Origin of the sequence: Streptomyces sp. NPDC046831 (assembly GCF_040645305.1) — a bacterium.
Classification (GTDB): domain Bacteria; phylum Actinomycetota; class Actinomycetes; order Streptomycetales; family Streptomycetaceae; genus Streptomyces.
Map to the genome: position 1 here is coordinate 149413 of NZ_JBEYXZ010000013.1, position 16264 is coordinate 165676.

A 16264-nucleotide genomic window follows, 5' to 3' on the forward strand; every position below is an offset into this window, starting at 1 on the left:
TGCAGCGGCTCCGGACCGGGCGCCTCCGGACTCGTCCACTCCGGGCGCGGCGGCTCCGGGCGGGACTGCTCCGGACTGATCCGCTCACGGAGGGGATGCGCCTGGTGCGGTTCCGCTTGTGGCGGTTCGGGGTGGCCCGGTTCCAGGTACTGCCGGGCCTCGGCCAGGCCGATGCCGCGCTGGAAGGCGGCCATCAGGCCGGGGTCGTGGCAGACGGGCTCCTCGCTGTCGTGGCGGGGCGCCGGGCCGCCACGCAGCTGCGGCACGATGTGCTCCTGGGCGCGGCGCCGGGGCAGTTGGGGCCGGCCCATGGTGCCGCGCACGACGCCGACGCGCGGGGTGAGCGGCATGGCCGTGGTCGTCGCGACGACGGGGCGGTACTCGGGCTTGATGCCGGGCGCGGCGTCGGCGGGGTTGGGCCGCTGTCCGCGGGCACTGCGCCGGGGCAGGGGCGCGGGCGCGCCGCCGGACCCCGCCGGGGCGGGACGCGCGTCACCGGCCCGCCCCGCCGAGGTGGAGCCGCCGTGGCCGGCACTCGCGTGGGCGCCCACGGGGCCGTGACCGGCCTGCCCACCGCGCGCGCCCGGCGCAGCCGGGCCGACAGGGCTGCCGCTCCCGCCCGGGGCGGCGGAGTCCGCGGCCGGGGCGGCAGCGTGGACCTGGCTGGGGCTCACGCCCGGGGAAGCGGGGTCGGCGTGGACACCTTGTGCGCCCGCGGTGTACGCGCCCGCAGCAGGATGGACCCCATCGCTGGAGGTACCGACGCCCCGGCGCCCGTCGTTCACAGCAGTCAACCCGGACGGAGCCTCGTGCACGGCGGCGCCCCCGTGCTGACCGCCGTTCGGAGCGGCCACCCCGGACGCCTCTTGGCCCACGGCAGCGGCGCCCCAGTGACCACCACTCACCGCAGGCGACCCGGACGAGCCGTCGCCCGTGGCTGCGGCGTCCCAGTGGCCACCGCTTCCCACGGGAGACCCGGACGAGCCCCCGCCCATGGCAACGGCATCACGCCGACCACCGCTCACCGCGGGCGACCCCGACGAACCTTCGCCGGTGGCAGCGGCACCCCAGTGACCGCCGCTCGCCGCAGGAGACCCGGACGGGCCTTCGTCCACGGCAGCGACGCCCAGGTCACCGCCGTTCGCGGCAGCGGAACCGGACAGGCCCTCGGCCCCGGGGTGAGTGGCGTCCGGGGCGGGAGGCCGGGGGTGGCCGCCGTTCGCCCCAGGGGCGTACGGGCCGGCGTGGCGGCCGCCGCCCGCGTCCGGAACGGCGGTGTGCAGCCCGGCATCCGGAACGGCGGTGCGCATGCCGGCCGCGTGGCGCGGCGAAGGGAGCATGCCCCGGCCCGGTGCACCTGGCCGGTGTGCGGGCGGCGGCTGCGGCAGTGCCGGCGGCCGCCGGGTGCCCGCCGGCGCGGACGACGGCGGCTGCGGCGTGCGGGCGTCGTCCGGGTCGCCGTGCGGCGCCCCCAGCAGCGGCTGAGGCACGACGAGAACGGCCTGCACACCGCCGTAGATGTTGCTCTGCAGCCGGACGGAGATGCCGTGCCGCCTGGCGAGCTGCGAGACGACGAACAGCCCGATGCGGCCGTCCGCGAGCAGGCTCGCGACGTTGACCTGGTCGGGGTCCGCGAGGAGCGCGTTCATCCGGGCCTGTTCGGCGACCGGCATACCGAGGCCGCGGTCCTCGACCTCCACGGCGAGCCCGGAGGTGACGAGGTCGGCGCGCAGCAGGACCTGAGTCTGCGGCGCGGAGAACACCGTGGCGTTCTCGACCAGTTCGGCGAGCAGGTGGATGACGTCGGCGACGGCGTGGCCGCGCAGGGTGCCGGCGACCGGCGGCACCAGTTTGACCCGTGAGTACTGCTCGACCTCGGCGATCGCGGAGCGCAGCACCTCGGTCATGGAGACGGGGTTGCTCCACTGGCGCCGGGAGACGGCCCCGCCGAGCACGGCCAGGTTCTCCGCGTGGCGGCGGATGCGGGTCGCGAGGTGGTCGACGTGGAAGAGGCCCTTGAGCAGGTCGGGGTCCTCGATCTCGTTCTCCAGCTCGTCGAGGATCGAGATCTCGCGGTGCACCAGGGACTGCAGGCGCCGGGCGAGGTTGAGGAAGACCTCGAGTTTCTGTTCGCTGCCCGCCCGGCTGGAGAGCTGCGCCGCCCGTACGACGGCGGCGACCGCCCCGTCGTGCGCGCGGGCCAGTTCGGCGGCGAGCAGTTCGAACGCGTCGGCGTCGGCGGGCGGACCGCGGTGCGGCGCCGGCCGCGGCGGGACCTTGCCCTGGCGCAGCCCGTCGACGAGGGCGCGCAGTTCGGCCTCGCGGCGTGCGGTGCCGCGGCGCAGGGCGTCGATCCGGTCGTGCACGGCCGCGGCGGCGCGGGTCGCGGCGACGGCGGCGAGGACGACGGCCGCGAGGGTGACCGACAACGCCCCGGCGAGCACCGCCCACAGGGAGGGACCGGGACGCGCACCGGTGGAGCGCACGGTGAACAGCACGGCGGCGGCGCCGCCGAGGGCGACGGCGACCGGCGGCAGCACCGCCAGGCGCAGGAGCTGGGGACGTGCGGAGGTGTCGGGCGCCGAGGGAGCGGGGCGGGCGACCGGCCGCCCGTGCCGGCCGCCCTCACGGCGGTCCGCACGGGCGGCCGGTGCGCGGAGGTGAGACATGCGTTCCCCGTACTGGTCCGTCGGGCCCGGTGCCCGCGCCTGGTGCGCGGGCGGGCGTGCGCCATCGCTGTACCGGCCGGCGGGGACGGGAGGACCGGCCCGCGTCGCCCGGTGACGACTCACCGTAGTTGCCCCCGCACGACGTACGGTGGGCAGTTGCCAAACTCCCGCACGGAGCGTCCCGCTCTGGTATGAGGCTTCGCACGGCTGCCCGAACCGCCGTTCCGACCCACCGCACCCAAACGAAAAGCAACGGTCACACCTGGTCAGACGCGGTCACGAACGGAAGGCGGGGGCCACGACGCCCCGGGCTTTCCGGCCCCCGTCTTCCGTCCTGCTCCGCCCGCGGTCGGCCCGCCGGGACGGTGCGGGGGCCGCCCGGGCCCTCCGCGGCCCGCCTGTCGTGGTCACGCGCCGTGTCGGACTGGGTCCCGACCGCCTCCTCGGCCGCGGTCCTGGCCCTCCCCTCGGCCAGGGCCTCCAGCACGGGCCAGCCACCGGCGGGCGGATGCACCGATGCCCCAAGCCTCGACCGCTGCCAGCCGTCGTGTGCGAACATCGCGCGCACCGACCGCCCGAACTCTTGCAGCGCACACAGACGTTGGAGGAGCAGGCTGCCTCGGAGGCGGTACCTGGCCCGCTGGCCGCCCGGCTCACCCGACGCGCCGTCCATAACCTCAGCACTTTCCGGGGCGGGTTCAACCTGCGGCTTGGCCGAGCTCAAGGACTGGTTCGGTGCCCTGGTACGGGTTATGGAACACCGACGGCCACGCGGTCCGTCTCGCTGGTGTTCCATAACTCCCGGATGTCGGAAGCCTTCAGGAGACGGGCCCAGCCTCTGCGTCTCTGGTGTGCGGGGTGAGTGCGAGTAGGCCGACGCCGCGCACCTGTGTATCTGCTGTCAGTGCGAGCGGACTGGTGCCCAGTGCCGCGGCGATCTCGGGAGCGAGGTGGAAGGCGGCCGACTTCCACTCATCCTCAGCCTCGTCGTCTCTCGCCCCCTCGTCCCACGTCGGCGACAGCCCCAACTGCTCCCGCTGGGCCCTTTCCAGCGGCAGAGGTTCACCCAGCGTATAGAGAGCGTCCTCGACCTCCCCGGTGGCGCAGTACCGCCGCACCACAGTGCCCCGCTCGGCGATGAGCCAGGCGGAACCATCGCCCTGCGCGCCGTAGTAGTACGCCTGGGCCCTGCCGTATTGCGCGCTCAGATCGGTGCACAGACGCAGCACCTCGTCGCCGCGCTCACCATCGCACGGATCACACCACCAGCCGATGACCAACGTCCACCCCTCGACTTCGGGGCTCACGTACACCCGAGCAAGGCCGTCGGGGTTTCCGTCCGCCTCTCCGTGGGCGTCTTCGTCGATGATCGCCTCGGCTTCCGCGAACGTCACGGGGATGGGTCGGGTGAGCCCCAACATCGTCATGACTCCCGCTTGGTCACCGGTCGGTACGGCGATCCAGGACAGCCAGCACGTCGCCAGAGGTCTTGGCTGATCACCCGTCGAGATGTGCACGGACACACGATGTCATGCCGGGCCACACACCCGAGTCCGAGGTTAAAACTCAAGCTAAGAACTCGGCAGAGGAGTCGGCGCCGCACCGGTCGACACGGCCGCCGCGGCTGAAGCTGCGCCGAACTCTGGCGGCGGCGTCCGAGACACGACCTGGGCCACCTGCCGGTCCGGTCGCGTCCGAAAGGGTCCCGTTGGCCGCAGCAGGTAACGGAGCGCTGTCAGTGGCCGGTGGCAGCATCGGGCGCATGACGGACACCACGGCATTCGACTGGCGATCCTTCCTGCTCAGGTGGAGCGGGGAGTGGGCAGATTCCTTGCCGGACGGCGAGACGCGGAGCGAGGACGACGAGACCGCCCGGCAGGCGAGGTGGCTCGGGTTCCCGCCCGCGTCCGAGGAGCGGATCACAGCCATGGAGGAGCGCCTCGGCCGACGGATGCCCTGGTCGTACCGGGAGTTTCTCAAGGTCAGCGACGGGTGGCGGCACGCGGGCGGGTTCGTGTGGCTGCTGGCGGGGGCCGAGGACGCGCACTGGCACAACAACGAGTCGGGACTCGCGGACACGTTCGATGAGTACCTGGACGACGACGCCGGGCCCGAGGAGCGGCGGGATGCGGACATCTGGCGGCGCGGGCTGCAGCTCGACGTCGAGTCCGACATCACCCACGTTCTCATGGATCCCGAGGACGTGGATGAGGACGGTGAGTGGGCCGTGTACACGTGGGCGAGCTGGCGGGCCGCGCCGCCCGAGCGGCACGCGAACTTCCTTGAGTTCATGCGGGACATGTACCGGGAGTTCCACAGCCTGCGGGCGCACCGGAGCGACGGAGAGCCGGTGTTCGCCAACGACACGACGCGAAAGCTGGACGCCCAGGTGGAGGAGGCCCGGCTCGAGGCGCTGCGCGGCGGCTGGGAACGGGCCTGGAAGGCGCTGGACGAGGCCAAGGAGTACGGCAGACCACGGGCCGCCGGGCTCGGCGACCAGATACGCCGCCTGCTCGGACAGACCTACATGGTGTACTTCGACGACCTGGTGACGGACCCGCGGTACGCGCCCGATCTACTGCCGCCGCTGGTCGCCGAGCACGCGGAGCACTCGTACCGGGACGACTCCACACTCACCTTCCATCTGCAGGGCGCCGACGACGACCTGGTGTCACTCGCTTACGCGACGCTGGATCAGGTCAGGAACGGCACGTACCGATACACGGCCGCCGGACCGTTCGGCGAGGCGGTCGAGCAGGCGCGGGACCTGGCACGGTGGGGAAACACCGACGAGGCGTGGTGGACACTGATGAGCGCTCTGCCCCTGTGGGAGCCGCTGGGACCGGACCACCTTGCGCCGCTGGGGTGGGTGGCCGACCCCGTGCTCGGGCCGCTGCTGACCCCGGAGCGGGGCCGCGAGCTGCTCTCCACGCCAAGGGGCGGGCAGGCGGGCGGGACACCGAGGCCGGCGGCCGGGCTCGACCCGGGTGACCTGGCGTGGTTCGCGGAGCCGGACCCGGGCAACAACCGCACGTCCTACCGGTTCGTTCTGGTGGAAGGGGTCGAGCCGGAAGAGCTGCCCGGACGTCTCGCGGACGGGGACGGCACCGCGCTGAACGGACCCATGACCTTCTGGGAGGCGCGCCGCAGGTCGCTGCACCACCAGAGGGAGTGCTCGTCCTACGACGACAGGGCTCTCATGGCAGTCGGCCGGGCAGGCACCGGCTGGAGCTTCGCCTTCGATGGCGATCCCGCCCCGTTCAACCGGCAGCGGTTCGTCTCCCCGGCCGCGGCCGCCAGCGCGGGCACCCGCGCGGTGGTGGTGTGGAGCGGCCTGAGGACACGGCACGGGGATCCGTTCTTCCACCTTTCGGTGGCGCGAGGCGGTGCCGAGCAGTACGCCTTCACGTACGCGGACGGAGAGATCGTGCAGAACGGGGAGATACCGCCAGCGCTGGACCCGAGCCGGCTCATCGGCGCCCTGGAGGACGGCGCTGGGGTGGAACGGTCGCTGTTGGAAGCCGTGACTGGGGAGTTCGGTGTCCGTCTACCGCGTCATGCCATCGCGAACGGGCGGCTGCACACATTCACCACCCGTTCCTGGACGCGGCCGCCGGGGGACGGCGAGACGTACGCGGTGATCCGCATGCACTGGGAAGCCGTGCGCCCGGCGGACGGCAAGTGGACGGGAGACGACGGACCGGGGAGCAAGTAGAGACCGGCCAGGCTGCGCGAATTGTTATTGCGGGGGGAGTCGAGAGCACGTAGCCCTGGGATCAGGACCAGATCACCGGGGCGCTTCCCTGTGCCGTTGCGGCTCATCGGCTGCTCCGGTCGGTGGTGGTGTGCAGGGTGGCCAGGTCGGCGAGTTCCTCGTCGGTCAGGTCGCTGATCGCGGCCTCTCCCCGGTTTCCGCCGAGGACCGAGTCCGCCAGGTTTATCGCGCCGACTGTTCCGAACGTTTCGGTGCCGTCGATGGCTGCGGCTATGACGACTCTGCGGATCGTCGATGGCAGGGATGATCAGCGCGGCCCCCAGCACCAGCGGGCCGCCCCTTGCACGGGCCACCCTGGACATCGCCACCACCGAACGCACGATGCTGCTCGCGGAGATCTACCGCAGAGGCCCGGTCTGGCGCCTGCGCGCCGTCGGCCAGGGCTACGACCACTCCCTGGACGCGCTCGCACGCGGATACGGAGTCGACATCACCGAGTGACAAGCGCGCGTGACCGACTCGGGGTCATCGCGTATGTCGATGGGACCAGCTCCAACCGTTCAACGTCAGTCGCCAGAGCGGTCCTCGGCCTGGAAGGACACGACCGGCGTCACCGCTCCCCCGCGAGGTCGAGATCCTCCTCACCTGTCCCGGCCACACCCTCAGCGATCCGCGGAGGACGCCACGGGTGCGCGATCGGCTGCGACACCGCCCGCCACCACGGCTCGACCGGAAGCTTCCCCGTCGGCTCGAACGGCTCACCCGGCCGCGGGAACGCCACCGCCTGCCCGACCTCCTCGGCCGCGTCCTTCGTCCACTCCCCCGGCTCCGCCCACGCGTGCAGCGCCAGATTGAACGTCCCCCAGTGGATCGGCAGCAGCACCCCGCCCGGACCGCCTCGCTGCAGGTCGAGGTGGGCCTGCACCCCCTCGGCAGGCGTCATGTGAATGTCCGGCCAGAACTCCGAGTACGCCCCGATCTGGATCATCGTGGCGTCGAACGGGCCGTGCTCGGCGCCGATGTCGCTGAACCCCTCGAAGTAGCCGGTGTCCCCGCTGTGGTAGATCCAGTGCCGCTCGCCGGCGACGGCCCAGGACGCCCACAGGGTGTGCTGCGTGTTGCGCAGGCCCCGGCCGCAGAAGTGGCGGGCCGGGGTCGCGGTCAGCGTCAGCCCGCCCACCTCGGCCGACTCGTGCCAGTCCAGCTCGCGCAGGCGGCCGGCGGACACGCCCCAGCGCTCCAGGTGGGCGCCGACGCCGAGCGGCACGGCGAAGACGGTGTCCGTGCCGGCCAGCGCCCTGATGGTGGGCATGTCGAGGTGGTCGTAGTGGTCGTGCGAGATGACGACCACGTCGACGGGTCCGAGCGCGGCCAGCGGCAGCGGCACCGGGTGCAGCCGGCGTGGACCGGCGAAGGGGAACGGGGAGCAGCGCTCGCCCCACACCGGGTCGAACAGCACGCGCCGCCCGTCCATCTCCGCCAGCACGCTGGAGTGCCCCATCCAGGTCAGCCGCAGACCCGTGGCCGGGGGCCGGGCGAGGTCGGCGGGCGTGGTGGCGTGCACGGGCACGGTGCCGCGCGGGGCTCGGCGGGGGCGCACGTCCCGGTCGAAGTAGACCTTGGCGAAGTCAAGCGCCGAGCCGGAGGGCCGGGTCCGTGCGGCGCCGCCGGGGTTGCGGAAGACGCCGTTCTCGAAGTGGGGCGAGCGCCGGATGCGTGCCATGCGCTCACCGCTCGGGTCCGCGCCGAAGGCCGCCGGCCGCAGTGCGCGGAGTCCGGAGCTCAGGGGACGGGAACCGGCCACGGTACCTCCAGGTGGAGTGGGTCAGGCCTCCATTATGGTCACCGCCCCCCGGACGGCCGGGCGGTGCCCTGACGGCCCAGTGCCCCTCGGGGACGTCGGGGCACCGCCCGTCGCACGCGGCACGGGGGGCCGGTCCCCGCGGACCCGGCGGGGCGGCGCGGCTGCCGTCACGACGGGCCGCCCTCCGGGCGGGCGGACGCGCGACGCGGCTGCCCCGGGACCCGTATCGGCCGGCGGGTCATGGGGTGACCGCGGGTCAGGCCATAGGGTGACCGCGTGGCGAAGGTGCGGTTGAGCGTGGCGGAGCGGCGCGAGGAACTGCTGCGGGCCGCCATCGGGCAGATCGAGGCACGGGGTGTCGCGGCGGTCAGGATCGCCGACGTGGCCTCGGCGCTCGGGGTGAGCAACGCCCTGGTGCTCTACCACTTCTCGTCGAAGGAGCGGCTGGTGGCCGCCGCGTTCGCGCGTGCGGCCGAGGACGACCTCGCCCAGCTGCGCAGGCTGCTGGGCCGGCGCACCTCGGCGCTGCGGCGGCTGCGGGCCGCCGTCCGCTGGTACGCGCCGACGGGGCAGGCCAAGGGCTGGCGGCTGTGGATCGAGGGCTGGTCGGCCGCGCTGCGCGAGCCCGCCCTGCGGGAGGTCGCGCGGGACCTCGACGAGCGGTGGAAGGCGGCGATCGCCGAGGTCGTGGCGCAGGGCGTGGCCGCGGGCGAGTTCGCCTGCCCGGACCCCGACGGAGCGGCACTGCGTCTGACGGCCCTGCTCGACGGGCTCGCCGTGCAGTTGACCGCCTACGGCGGCGCGGTGCCCCGCACCCGGGCCCGGCGGTGGGTGGACGAGGCGCTCGCCCGCGAACTCGGCCTGGACCCCGCCGACCTGACTGACGGCCGCAGGCCGGTGAAACCACCGCACCGGAACGCCGAGCAGAAGGCAGCCCCGGCACCATAGGCGCCGGCCCCCGAAAGGCCATCCCCCGCGCCCAGGCCCCCCGATGCGCGGACCACCGCTCGCCCGCCAACCCGGCCCGGACCCCGCCGACTTGACGGCCGGTAGGCCGGCAAAGCCACCCCGCCAGGACACCAGGACGAGACGACCCCGGCACCGCACGGCCACCCGAAAAGCCATCCCCCACGCCCCGCGCCCGCCGATGCGCGGACCAGGCGCTCGCCCGCCAACCCGGCCCGGACCCCACCAACCCGACGGCCGGTAGGCCGGCAAAGCCACCCCGCCAGGACACCAGGACGAGACGACCCCGGCACCGCACGGCCACCCGAAAGGCCATCCCCCACGCCCCGCGCCCGCCGATGGGCGGACCAGCCGCTCGCCCGCCAACCCGGCCCGGATTGCGCCGACTTGACGGCCGCAGCCCGGTGAAACCACCGTGCCGGGGCGCCGAGCAGCAGGCGGCCCCGGCACCGTAGGCACGGCCACCCGCGGTGCCGTGCCCCGCGGCCCCGATGTGCCGAGCAGGCGTCCGGCCTCCCGGCCCGGCCCGGCCTCAGGCCACCGCCGCGATGCGCGACCTGATGTCGTCCGGCGACAGGGCGCCTTTGGCGGTCACGTGGTCCCCCGAGGACTGGCCGCGCAGCCGGCGGCCGATCCACGGCACCAGGTACTGCCGCGCCCAGTGGACGTCGTCGCGTCGGACCTCGAGGGTGCCGCGCGGCGGCTGCGGCGGCCACGGCTGCTCCGGGTCGGCCGGGACGTCGAGGCCGAGGACCTGGCCGGCGCGCAGCGCCACGCGGGTGTGCCCCTCGGGCGACAGGTGCAGCCGGTCGTGGTCCCAGGCGCGGCGGTCCTGGACGGCCCGCAGGGACCACAGGTCGAGCACCGGGCACCCGTAACGGTCGGCGATGGCCCGCACGTGCCCGTTGTACGTGGCGATCCTGCCGCGCAGGTGCTTGAGGACGGGGACGCCGCGGGTGTCGAACCCGGTGGTGACCATGACGGTGCCGGCGGCGGAGGCCAGCCGGGCGACCGCCTTCTCGAAGCGCTCCGCGACCTCGTCCGGGTCGGTGCCGGGACGGATGATGTCGTTGCCGCCCGCGCAGAACGTCACCAGGTCGGCCGCCATGTCCACGGCCCGCGGGACCTGGTCCGCCACGATCTGGTCGAGCAGTCTGCCGCGCACGGCGAGGTTCGTGTACCGGAAGTCCCCCTCGGGCCGCCGGTCGGCGAGCAGGACCGCGAAACGGTCGGCCCAGCCGACGAACGCCCCGTCGGGGCCGGGGTCGCCGACACCCTCGGTGAAGCTGTCCCCCACCGCCACGTACGACCCGATCACTGTTCTGCTGTCACTCTTCGAATCGTCTGCCACGTCGGCACATGATTCACCTTCGCCTGTGACCTACGCGACCGTAGGCAGGTGTTGACTACCGGTGAGATAAGCCACCCCGGCGGTGTGCGGAGGGCCGGAACAGCCCGCCGGGCAGGGATGTTGACGCCCCGGCCGCCGGCACCCGTTCCCCTACGGGACGTCCACCCGCCGCCCGGGCCGGGACGCGCCGGAGGCCGGGCGGCGCGGGCCGTTGGACCGGTCCCGGCGGTGCGTCAGGAGCCGGTCCCGGCCGGCGCTGCCGTCGCCCCGGACCGCGCACGTCCCCCTCCGCGGACGCGGCGCCCCTGTCCGGAACGCGGGACCCCGTCCGTTGAGAACGCCGCGGGACACCTCGTTGCCCCGGGAAGCCATGTCGTATGGTCGGGGGGCGCGCCCGCCGCCGAGTCGTGACGGCGGGGCGGAGTGGGAGGAGCCCCCGTGACGCAGCAGGTCCCGTCGACCGAACCCCAGCTGGCCGGAGTGCGCAACTTCCGCGACGTGGGCGGGCTGCCGACCGTGGACGGGCGCCGGGTGCGGCAGGGCGTGCTGTTCCGCAGCGGCCACCTCGCGCACGCGACCGCGGAGGACGCGGCCTTCCTCGGCTCCCTCGGCCTGCACACGATCTTCGACTTCCGCAACGCCGCCGACCAGAAGCTGGAAGGGCCGGACGTGACCCTGCCCGGGGTGCGCAACGTGAACCTGCCGCTGAGCGACCCGGCGGACGGCGCCGAGTTCTGGCGGATGGTCCGCGAGGGGGACCTCGACCAGCTGCGCACCCTCCTCGCGGACGGCCGGGGCGAGAACCGCATGATCGCGTCCTACCGCATGATCGTGAGGGAGCGCACCGCCGAGCACTCCCGCGTGCTGCACGCGCTCGCCGAGGACAGCGTCCCTGCGCTGATGCACTGCGCGGCGGGCAAGGACCGCGCGGGTCTGTCGATCGCGGTGACGCTGCTCGCGGTGGGCGTGGAGCACGACGCCATCCTGGCGGACTACCTGGAGTCCAACGCCAAGCACCGCCGCTACCGGGTGCGCCGCAGCAGCACCTCGGCGTCGGCCTACTCCCCCGAGGTGATGGAGCTGCTCAGCCCGCTGTTCGACGCGCGGGCCGAGTACCTCCACGCGGCGCTGGAGACCATCGAGGAGACCTGGGGCGGCACCGACGCCTACCTGGAGCGGGGCCTCGGGCTGACGCCCGGGACGCGGGAGCGGCTGCGGACCCGGCTGCTGGACTGACGCCCGGGGCCCGGGGCCGGGCCGCCGGCGCCTACTTCGCGCCCACCTCGAACAGCAGCCAGACGAAGGCCGCGAAGAGGTGGCCGACGGCGATGTAGATGATCAGGCGGACCCACAGGGCGCGCGGGAACTTCTCTTCCATGTTGCTCATGGCGTGTCTCCGGTCACGGGTCCCAGGCACAGTGCGGCCGTGGGGCTCTGCAGCAGGGTGTGGACGAAAAGGAGGTCGACCCCGTCCTGGTCCTCGGCCGCGATGCGGTGCGGGGTCAGGGAGTCGAAGTGGGCGCTGTCCCCGGCCGCCAGCCGGTGCGTGGCGTCGCCGAGGCGCAGCCGCAGCCGCCCCTTGAGGACGTGCAGCCACTCCTCGCCGGGGTGCACGCGCACGATGTCGCCCTGGGAGCCGTACGGCACGCGGACCCGCAGGGCCTGCATCGCACGGCCGGACGCACCGGCCTGCCAGTACGTCCAGCCGCCGGCCCGGATGGGCTCCATGCCGGCGGAGCGGACGACGGCGTCCTGCTCGGGCACTCGCTCGCCGAGCAGCTCGGAGACCGTCGTACCGTAGGTACGGGCCAGTGTGAGCAGCATCGGCAGCGAGGGCTGGCGCTGCCCGGTCTCCAGGCGGGAGAGGTGGGCGGGCGACAGCCCGGCCTCGCGGGCGGCCGCCTCCAGCGTGAGCGCGGCCTGGCGGCGCAGGGCACGCAGCTGCGGCGCGACGGCGGGCAGGTCGCCGGCCGGCTCGGCCGGCTCGGGGGAGGTCATACCTCTATTGAGCCGCAGGCTTGCCCAAGAGGCAAATTCCTTGCCTGTGAGGCAAACCTCGTGGCCGGGCCGTGCGGACGCCTCCTACCGGCTGCCCACCGCCTGCCGGACCAGGGTCTTGCCGAAGTCCCACATCAGTCCGCCGTCGTGCGCGTCGTCCATCACGGCGGTGAAGGCGTCGACGAACCGGTCCACCTCCCGCTGGCCGATGATCAGCGGGGGGATCAGCTTGATCACCTCCAGGTGGTCGCCGGAGACCTGGGTGAGGATGCGGTGGCGATGCAGCAGCGGGACCACCACCATCTGCGCGAAGAGGCCCTTGCGCGCGGCCTGCAGCATCGTCCAGCGGCTGCGCAGCTTCCACGATGTCGGCCGGCCGAACTCGATGCCGATCATCAGGCCCCGGCCGCGGACGTCCGCCAGCAGCTCGTACCGGTCGACCAGCGCCGACAGGCGCTCCTTGAGCTGCTCACCCGTGGCCCGGGCGCCCGCGACGATCTGCTCGTTCTCCATCACCGAGAGCACCGCGAGGCCGGCGGCCATGGCCTGGGCGTTGGAGCCGAAGCTCGCCGAGTGCACGAGCACCCGGTCCATGGACGAGTACACCTTCTTGAAGATCCACTCCTTGCCCAGCGTGGCCCCGACGGGCACGTAACCGCCGGACAGCGCCTTCGCCACGCAGACCAGGTCCGGCTCGACGCCGTCGGCGTGCTGGAAGGCGTAGAAGTCGCCGGTGCGCCCCAGGCCGGTCTGCACCTCGTCGGCGATGAGCAGCGCCTTGTGCCGGCGCAGCAGATCCTGCGCTGCACGCAGGTAGCCGGCTGGCGCCTCGTGGACGCCCTTGCCCTGGATGGGCTCGACGATCAGCGCGGCCACGTCGCCCTGCGCGAGCTCCCGCGCGAGCGCGTCGAGGTCGCCCAGGGGGACGGCGGTGTCGGGCAGCAGCGGGGCGAAGCCGTCGCGGAACCCCTCCTCGCCGTTGACCGACAGCGATCCCGTGGTCAGTCCGTGGAAGGCGTGCACGCAGTACAGCACGCGCGGCCTGCCGGTGGCGTACCGGGCGAACTTCAGGGCCGTCTCCACCGCCTCGGTGCCGCTGTTGGAGAAGAACACCCGGTCCAGGTGGGGGCTGTGGGCCAGCAGCCGCTCCGCCAGCAGTCCCGGCAGCGGCGGGCAGTCGAACCGGGTCAGGTCGGCGAGCTGCGCGTCGAGCACGTCGTGCAGCGCCCGGCGCACCACCGGATGGTGGCGGCCGAGGCCCATCACGCCGAACCCGGCCAGCATGTCCAGGTAGTCGTTGCCCTCGGCGTCCCAGAAGTACGCGCCCTCGGCCCGCTCGTAGACCTTGTCGAAGCCGATGGTGCGCAGCATGCGCGGCAGCTGGTGGTTGACGTACCGCGCGTGCAGTTCGTAGCGCTCGCCTCCGCGCTCGGACAGGAGCCTGCCGAGGTCGAACTCCGTGGTCATTCGGTCCTCTCCTTGACTGCCGTGGCGGCCTGGTCCGGTCCGCCGGCCGCGCTGTCCGCCCCGGCCCGGTCCTTGACGGCCAGGCTCGCGCTGATCCGTCCCGCGATCTCGACGGGTGTGAGGCCGATGTCGGCCAGCAGCTCGCCGCGCTTGGCGTGCGGGAGGAACTGCTCGGGTACGCCGAACCGCCGTACGGGCACGTCGACCTCCGCGTCGCCGAGGGCCAGCGCCACCGCGGAGCCGACGCCGGCCGCGCGGCTGTTGTCCTCGACGACCGCCACCAGCCGGTGCCCGGCGGCCAGTCCCGGCAGCGCCGCGTCGACGGGTTTGACCCAGCGGGGGTCGACCACGGTGCAGGCGATGCCGCGGGCCTGAAGCAGCCCGGCGGCCTCCAGGCACACCGGCGCCATCACACCGACGGCGACGAGCAGGACGTCGGGCCGCTCGGCGGCGCGCAGCACGTCCATGCCGCCCACCCGTCCGACGGCCGGGACGGCGGGCCCGGCCGCCTCCTTGGGGAAGCGGACCAGCGTCGGCGCGTCGTCCACCGCGACGGCCTCCCGCAGCTGGGCGCGCAGCTGGCCGGCGTCGCGGGGGGCGGCGATCCTGAGGCCGGGCACGACCTGGAGGACGGACATGTCCCACATGCCGTTGTGGGAGGCCCCGTCGACGCCGGTCACGCCGGCCCGGTCCAGCACGAAGGTGACCCCGCAGCGGTGCAGGGCCACGTCCATCAGCACCTGGTCGAAGGCGCGGTTGAGGAAGGTGGCGTAGACGGCGACGACCGGATGCAGACCGCCGGTCGCGAGGCCGGCCGCCGAGACGGCCGCGTGCTGCTCGGCGATGCCGACGTCCCACACCCGGTCGGGGAAGCGCTCGGCGAACGCGCCCAGGCCGACCGGGTGAAGCATGGCGGCGGTGACGGCCACCACGTCGTCCCGCTCCTCGCCGATGCGGACGATCTCGTCGGCGAACACGGAGGTCCAGGACGGCCCGCTCGCCGGGGCGAGCGGCTCACAGGTGAGCGGGTCCATCACGCCGACGGTGTGGAAGTGGTCCTCCTCGTGGGCGAGGGCGGGCTCGTAGCCGCGGCCCTTGACCGTCAGGCAGTGGACGAGGACCGGCCCGTGGAAGCGCTTGGCGCGGCGCAGCGCCGCCTCGACGGCCTGGATGTCGTGACCGTCGACGGGGCCGAGGTACTTCAGGCCCAGGTCCTCGAACAGGCCCTGCGGTGCGACGGCGTCCTTGAGGCCTTTCTTGGCGCCGTGCAGCGACTCGTAGAGGGGCCCGCCGACGACGGGTGTGCGCCGGAGCACGTCCTTGCCCCAGGCCAGGACCTTCTCGTAGCCGTCGGTCGTGCGCAGGGTGGCCAGGTGGCCGGCGAGGCCGCCGATGGTGGGCGCGTAGGAGCGCTCGTTGTCGTTGACGACGATGATCAGCGGCCGGTCCCTGGCGGCCGCAATGTTGTTCAGCGCCTCCCAGGCCATGCCTCCGGTGAGGGCCCCGTCGCCGACGACCGCGACGACGTGCCCGCCCCCGCCCCGCACCTCGCGGGCCTTGGCCAGCCCGTCCGCCCAGCCCAGCGCGGTGGACGCATGGCTGTTCTCGACGACGTCGTGCTCGGACTCCTCACGCGAGGGGTAGCCGGACAGGCCGCCCTTGCCCCGCAGCTTGGAGAAGTCCTGACGCCCGGTCAGCAACTTGTGGACGTAGGACTGATGACCGGTGTCCCACAGGATCCGGTCCACCGGCGACTCGAAGACCCGGTGCAGGGCGATGGTCAGTTCGACCACCCCCAGGTTGGGCCCGAGGTGACCGCCGGTCCTGGCGACCGCGTGCACCAGGAACTCACGTATCTCGTCGGACAGTTCGCCGAGTTCCGCCTCGGACAGCGCCTTCAGCTCGCGTGGTCCCCGGATGGTCTCCAGAATCGTCACGCTGGGCCCCCTCTCGCTCCGTGGTCTGCTTCAACCCACTGTCACCGTCGGCGCCCCCGGGGCGGCCGGGGCGCCGGAGGCGGTGCCGTCGGCCTCCATCTGCGCGGCGAGCTTCATGGCCTCCTCGACGAGGGTCTCCACGATCTTCGACTCCGGCACGGTCTTGATGACCTGGCCCTTGACGAAGATCTGGCCCTTGCCGTTGCCGGAGGCCACGCCCAGGTCGGCCTCACGGGCCTCGCCGGGGCCGTTGACGACGCAACCCATCACCGCCACCCGCAGCGGCACCTCCATGCCCGTCAGACCCGCGGTGACCTCCTCGGCCAGCTTGTACACGTCCACCTGCGCCCGCCCGCA

The 16264-nt window shown here is 73.6% G+C and carries 12 protein-coding genes and 1 pseudogene; 4 read left to right on the top strand and 9 right to left on the bottom strand.

Annotated elements, in window-relative coordinates; all coding sequences use genetic code 11:
* Together ABZ920_RS14585 and ABZ920_RS14590 are read right to left on the bottom strand one after the other, a co-directional pair.
* A partial coding sequence (locus ABZ920_RS14585; protein ID WP_361503496.1) for an ATP-binding protein occupies positions 1 to 2669 on the bottom strand: 2669 nt, incomplete at its 3' end.
* A gap of 818 nt (positions 2670 to 3487) precedes the next feature.
* A complete protein-coding gene (locus ABZ920_RS14590; protein WP_361503498.1) occupies positions 3488 to 4186 on the bottom strand; it encodes a hypothetical protein in 699 nt (232 codons plus the stop codon).
* A gap of 245 nt (positions 4187 to 4431) precedes the next feature.
* Here ABZ920_RS14590 and ABZ920_RS14595 point away from each other — a divergent pair, with 245 nt between their 5' ends.
* Together ABZ920_RS14595 and ABZ920_RS14600 are read left to right on the top strand one after the other, a co-directional pair.
* Positions 4432 to 6384: an SMI1/KNR4 family protein gene (locus ABZ920_RS14595; protein ID WP_361503501.1), complete on the top strand. Its 1953-nt coding sequence runs from the start codon at positions 4432 to 4434 to the stop codon at positions 6382 to 6384.
* A 315-nt stretch (positions 6385 to 6699) separates the two neighbouring features.
* Positions 6700 to 6885, top strand: a pseudogene (locus ABZ920_RS14600) (TerD family protein); the annotation flags it as partial.
* 109 nt (positions 6886 to 6994) lie between these two features.
* On the opposite strand, the gene ABZ920_RS14605 reads toward ABZ920_RS14600, so the two are convergent.
* Positions 6995 to 8188 carry an MBL fold metallo-hydrolase gene (locus ABZ920_RS14605; RefSeq protein ID WP_361503504.1) on the bottom strand — a complete coding sequence of 398 codons (1194 nt, stop codon included), beginning with the start codon at positions 8186 to 8188 and terminating at the stop codon, positions 6995 to 6997.
* Between the two features lie 276 nt (positions 8189 to 8464).
* On the opposite strand from ABZ920_RS14605, the gene ABZ920_RS14610 reads away from it, so the two are divergent.
* Positions 8465 to 9136, top strand: a complete 672-nt coding sequence (locus ABZ920_RS14610; RefSeq protein WP_361503506.1) for a TetR family transcriptional regulator C-terminal domain-containing protein — start codon at positions 8465 to 8467, stop codon at positions 9134 to 9136.
* A 550-nt stretch (positions 9137 to 9686) separates the two neighbouring features.
* Here the strand turns inward: ABZ920_RS14610 and ABZ920_RS14615 are convergent.
* The gene (locus tag ABZ920_RS14615) at positions 9687 to 10472 is read right to left on the bottom strand and encodes an SGNH/GDSL hydrolase family protein (RefSeq protein WP_361503547.1); all 786 of its coding nucleotides are present in this window, start codon (positions 10470 to 10472) and stop codon (positions 9687 to 9689) included.
* A 471-nt stretch (positions 10473 to 10943) separates the two neighbouring features.
* Here ABZ920_RS14615 and ABZ920_RS14620 point away from each other — a divergent pair, with 471 nt between their 5' ends.
* Positions 10944 to 11741 (top strand): tyrosine-protein phosphatase, encoded by a 798-nt coding sequence (locus ABZ920_RS14620; RefSeq protein WP_361503509.1) that lies wholly within the window; start codon positions 10944 to 10946, stop codon positions 11739 to 11741.
* A 31-nt stretch (positions 11742 to 11772) separates the two neighbouring features.
* Here ABZ920_RS14620 and ABZ920_RS14625 read toward each other — a convergent pair whose 3' ends face one another.
* The 5 genes from ABZ920_RS14625 to ABZ920_RS14645 form a co-directional block, all read right to left on the bottom strand.
* Positions 11773 to 11892 carry a DUF6126 family protein gene (locus ABZ920_RS14625; RefSeq protein WP_361503512.1) on the bottom strand — a complete coding sequence of 40 codons (120 nt, stop codon included), beginning with the start codon at positions 11890 to 11892 and terminating at the stop codon, positions 11773 to 11775.
* On the bottom strand, positions 11889 to 12503 hold the full coding sequence (locus ABZ920_RS14630) for an XRE family transcriptional regulator (protein ID WP_361503515.1): 615 nt from the start codon (positions 12501 to 12503) through the stop codon (positions 11889 to 11891). The genes ABZ920_RS14625 and ABZ920_RS14630 overlap by 4 nt, the downstream gene beginning before the upstream one ends.
* An 84-nt stretch (positions 12504 to 12587) precedes the next feature.
* A complete protein-coding gene (locus ABZ920_RS14635; protein ID WP_361503518.1) occupies positions 12588 to 13970 on the bottom strand; it encodes an aspartate aminotransferase family protein in 1383 nt (460 codons plus the stop codon).
* The gene (gene dxs / locus ABZ920_RS14640; protein ID WP_361503521.1) at positions 13967 to 15907 is read right to left on the bottom strand and encodes a 1-deoxy-D-xylulose-5-phosphate synthase; all 1941 of its coding nucleotides are present in this window, start codon (positions 15905 to 15907) and stop codon (positions 13967 to 13969) included. The genes ABZ920_RS14635 and dxs overlap by 4 nt, the downstream gene beginning before the upstream one ends.
* A 30-nt stretch (positions 15908 to 15937) precedes the next feature.
* Positions 15938 to 16264: flavodoxin-dependent (E)-4-hydroxy-3-methylbut-2-enyl-diphosphate synthase (locus tag ABZ920_RS14645; RefSeq protein ID WP_361503524.1), on the bottom strand; the 327-nt coding region annotated here is incomplete at its 5' end.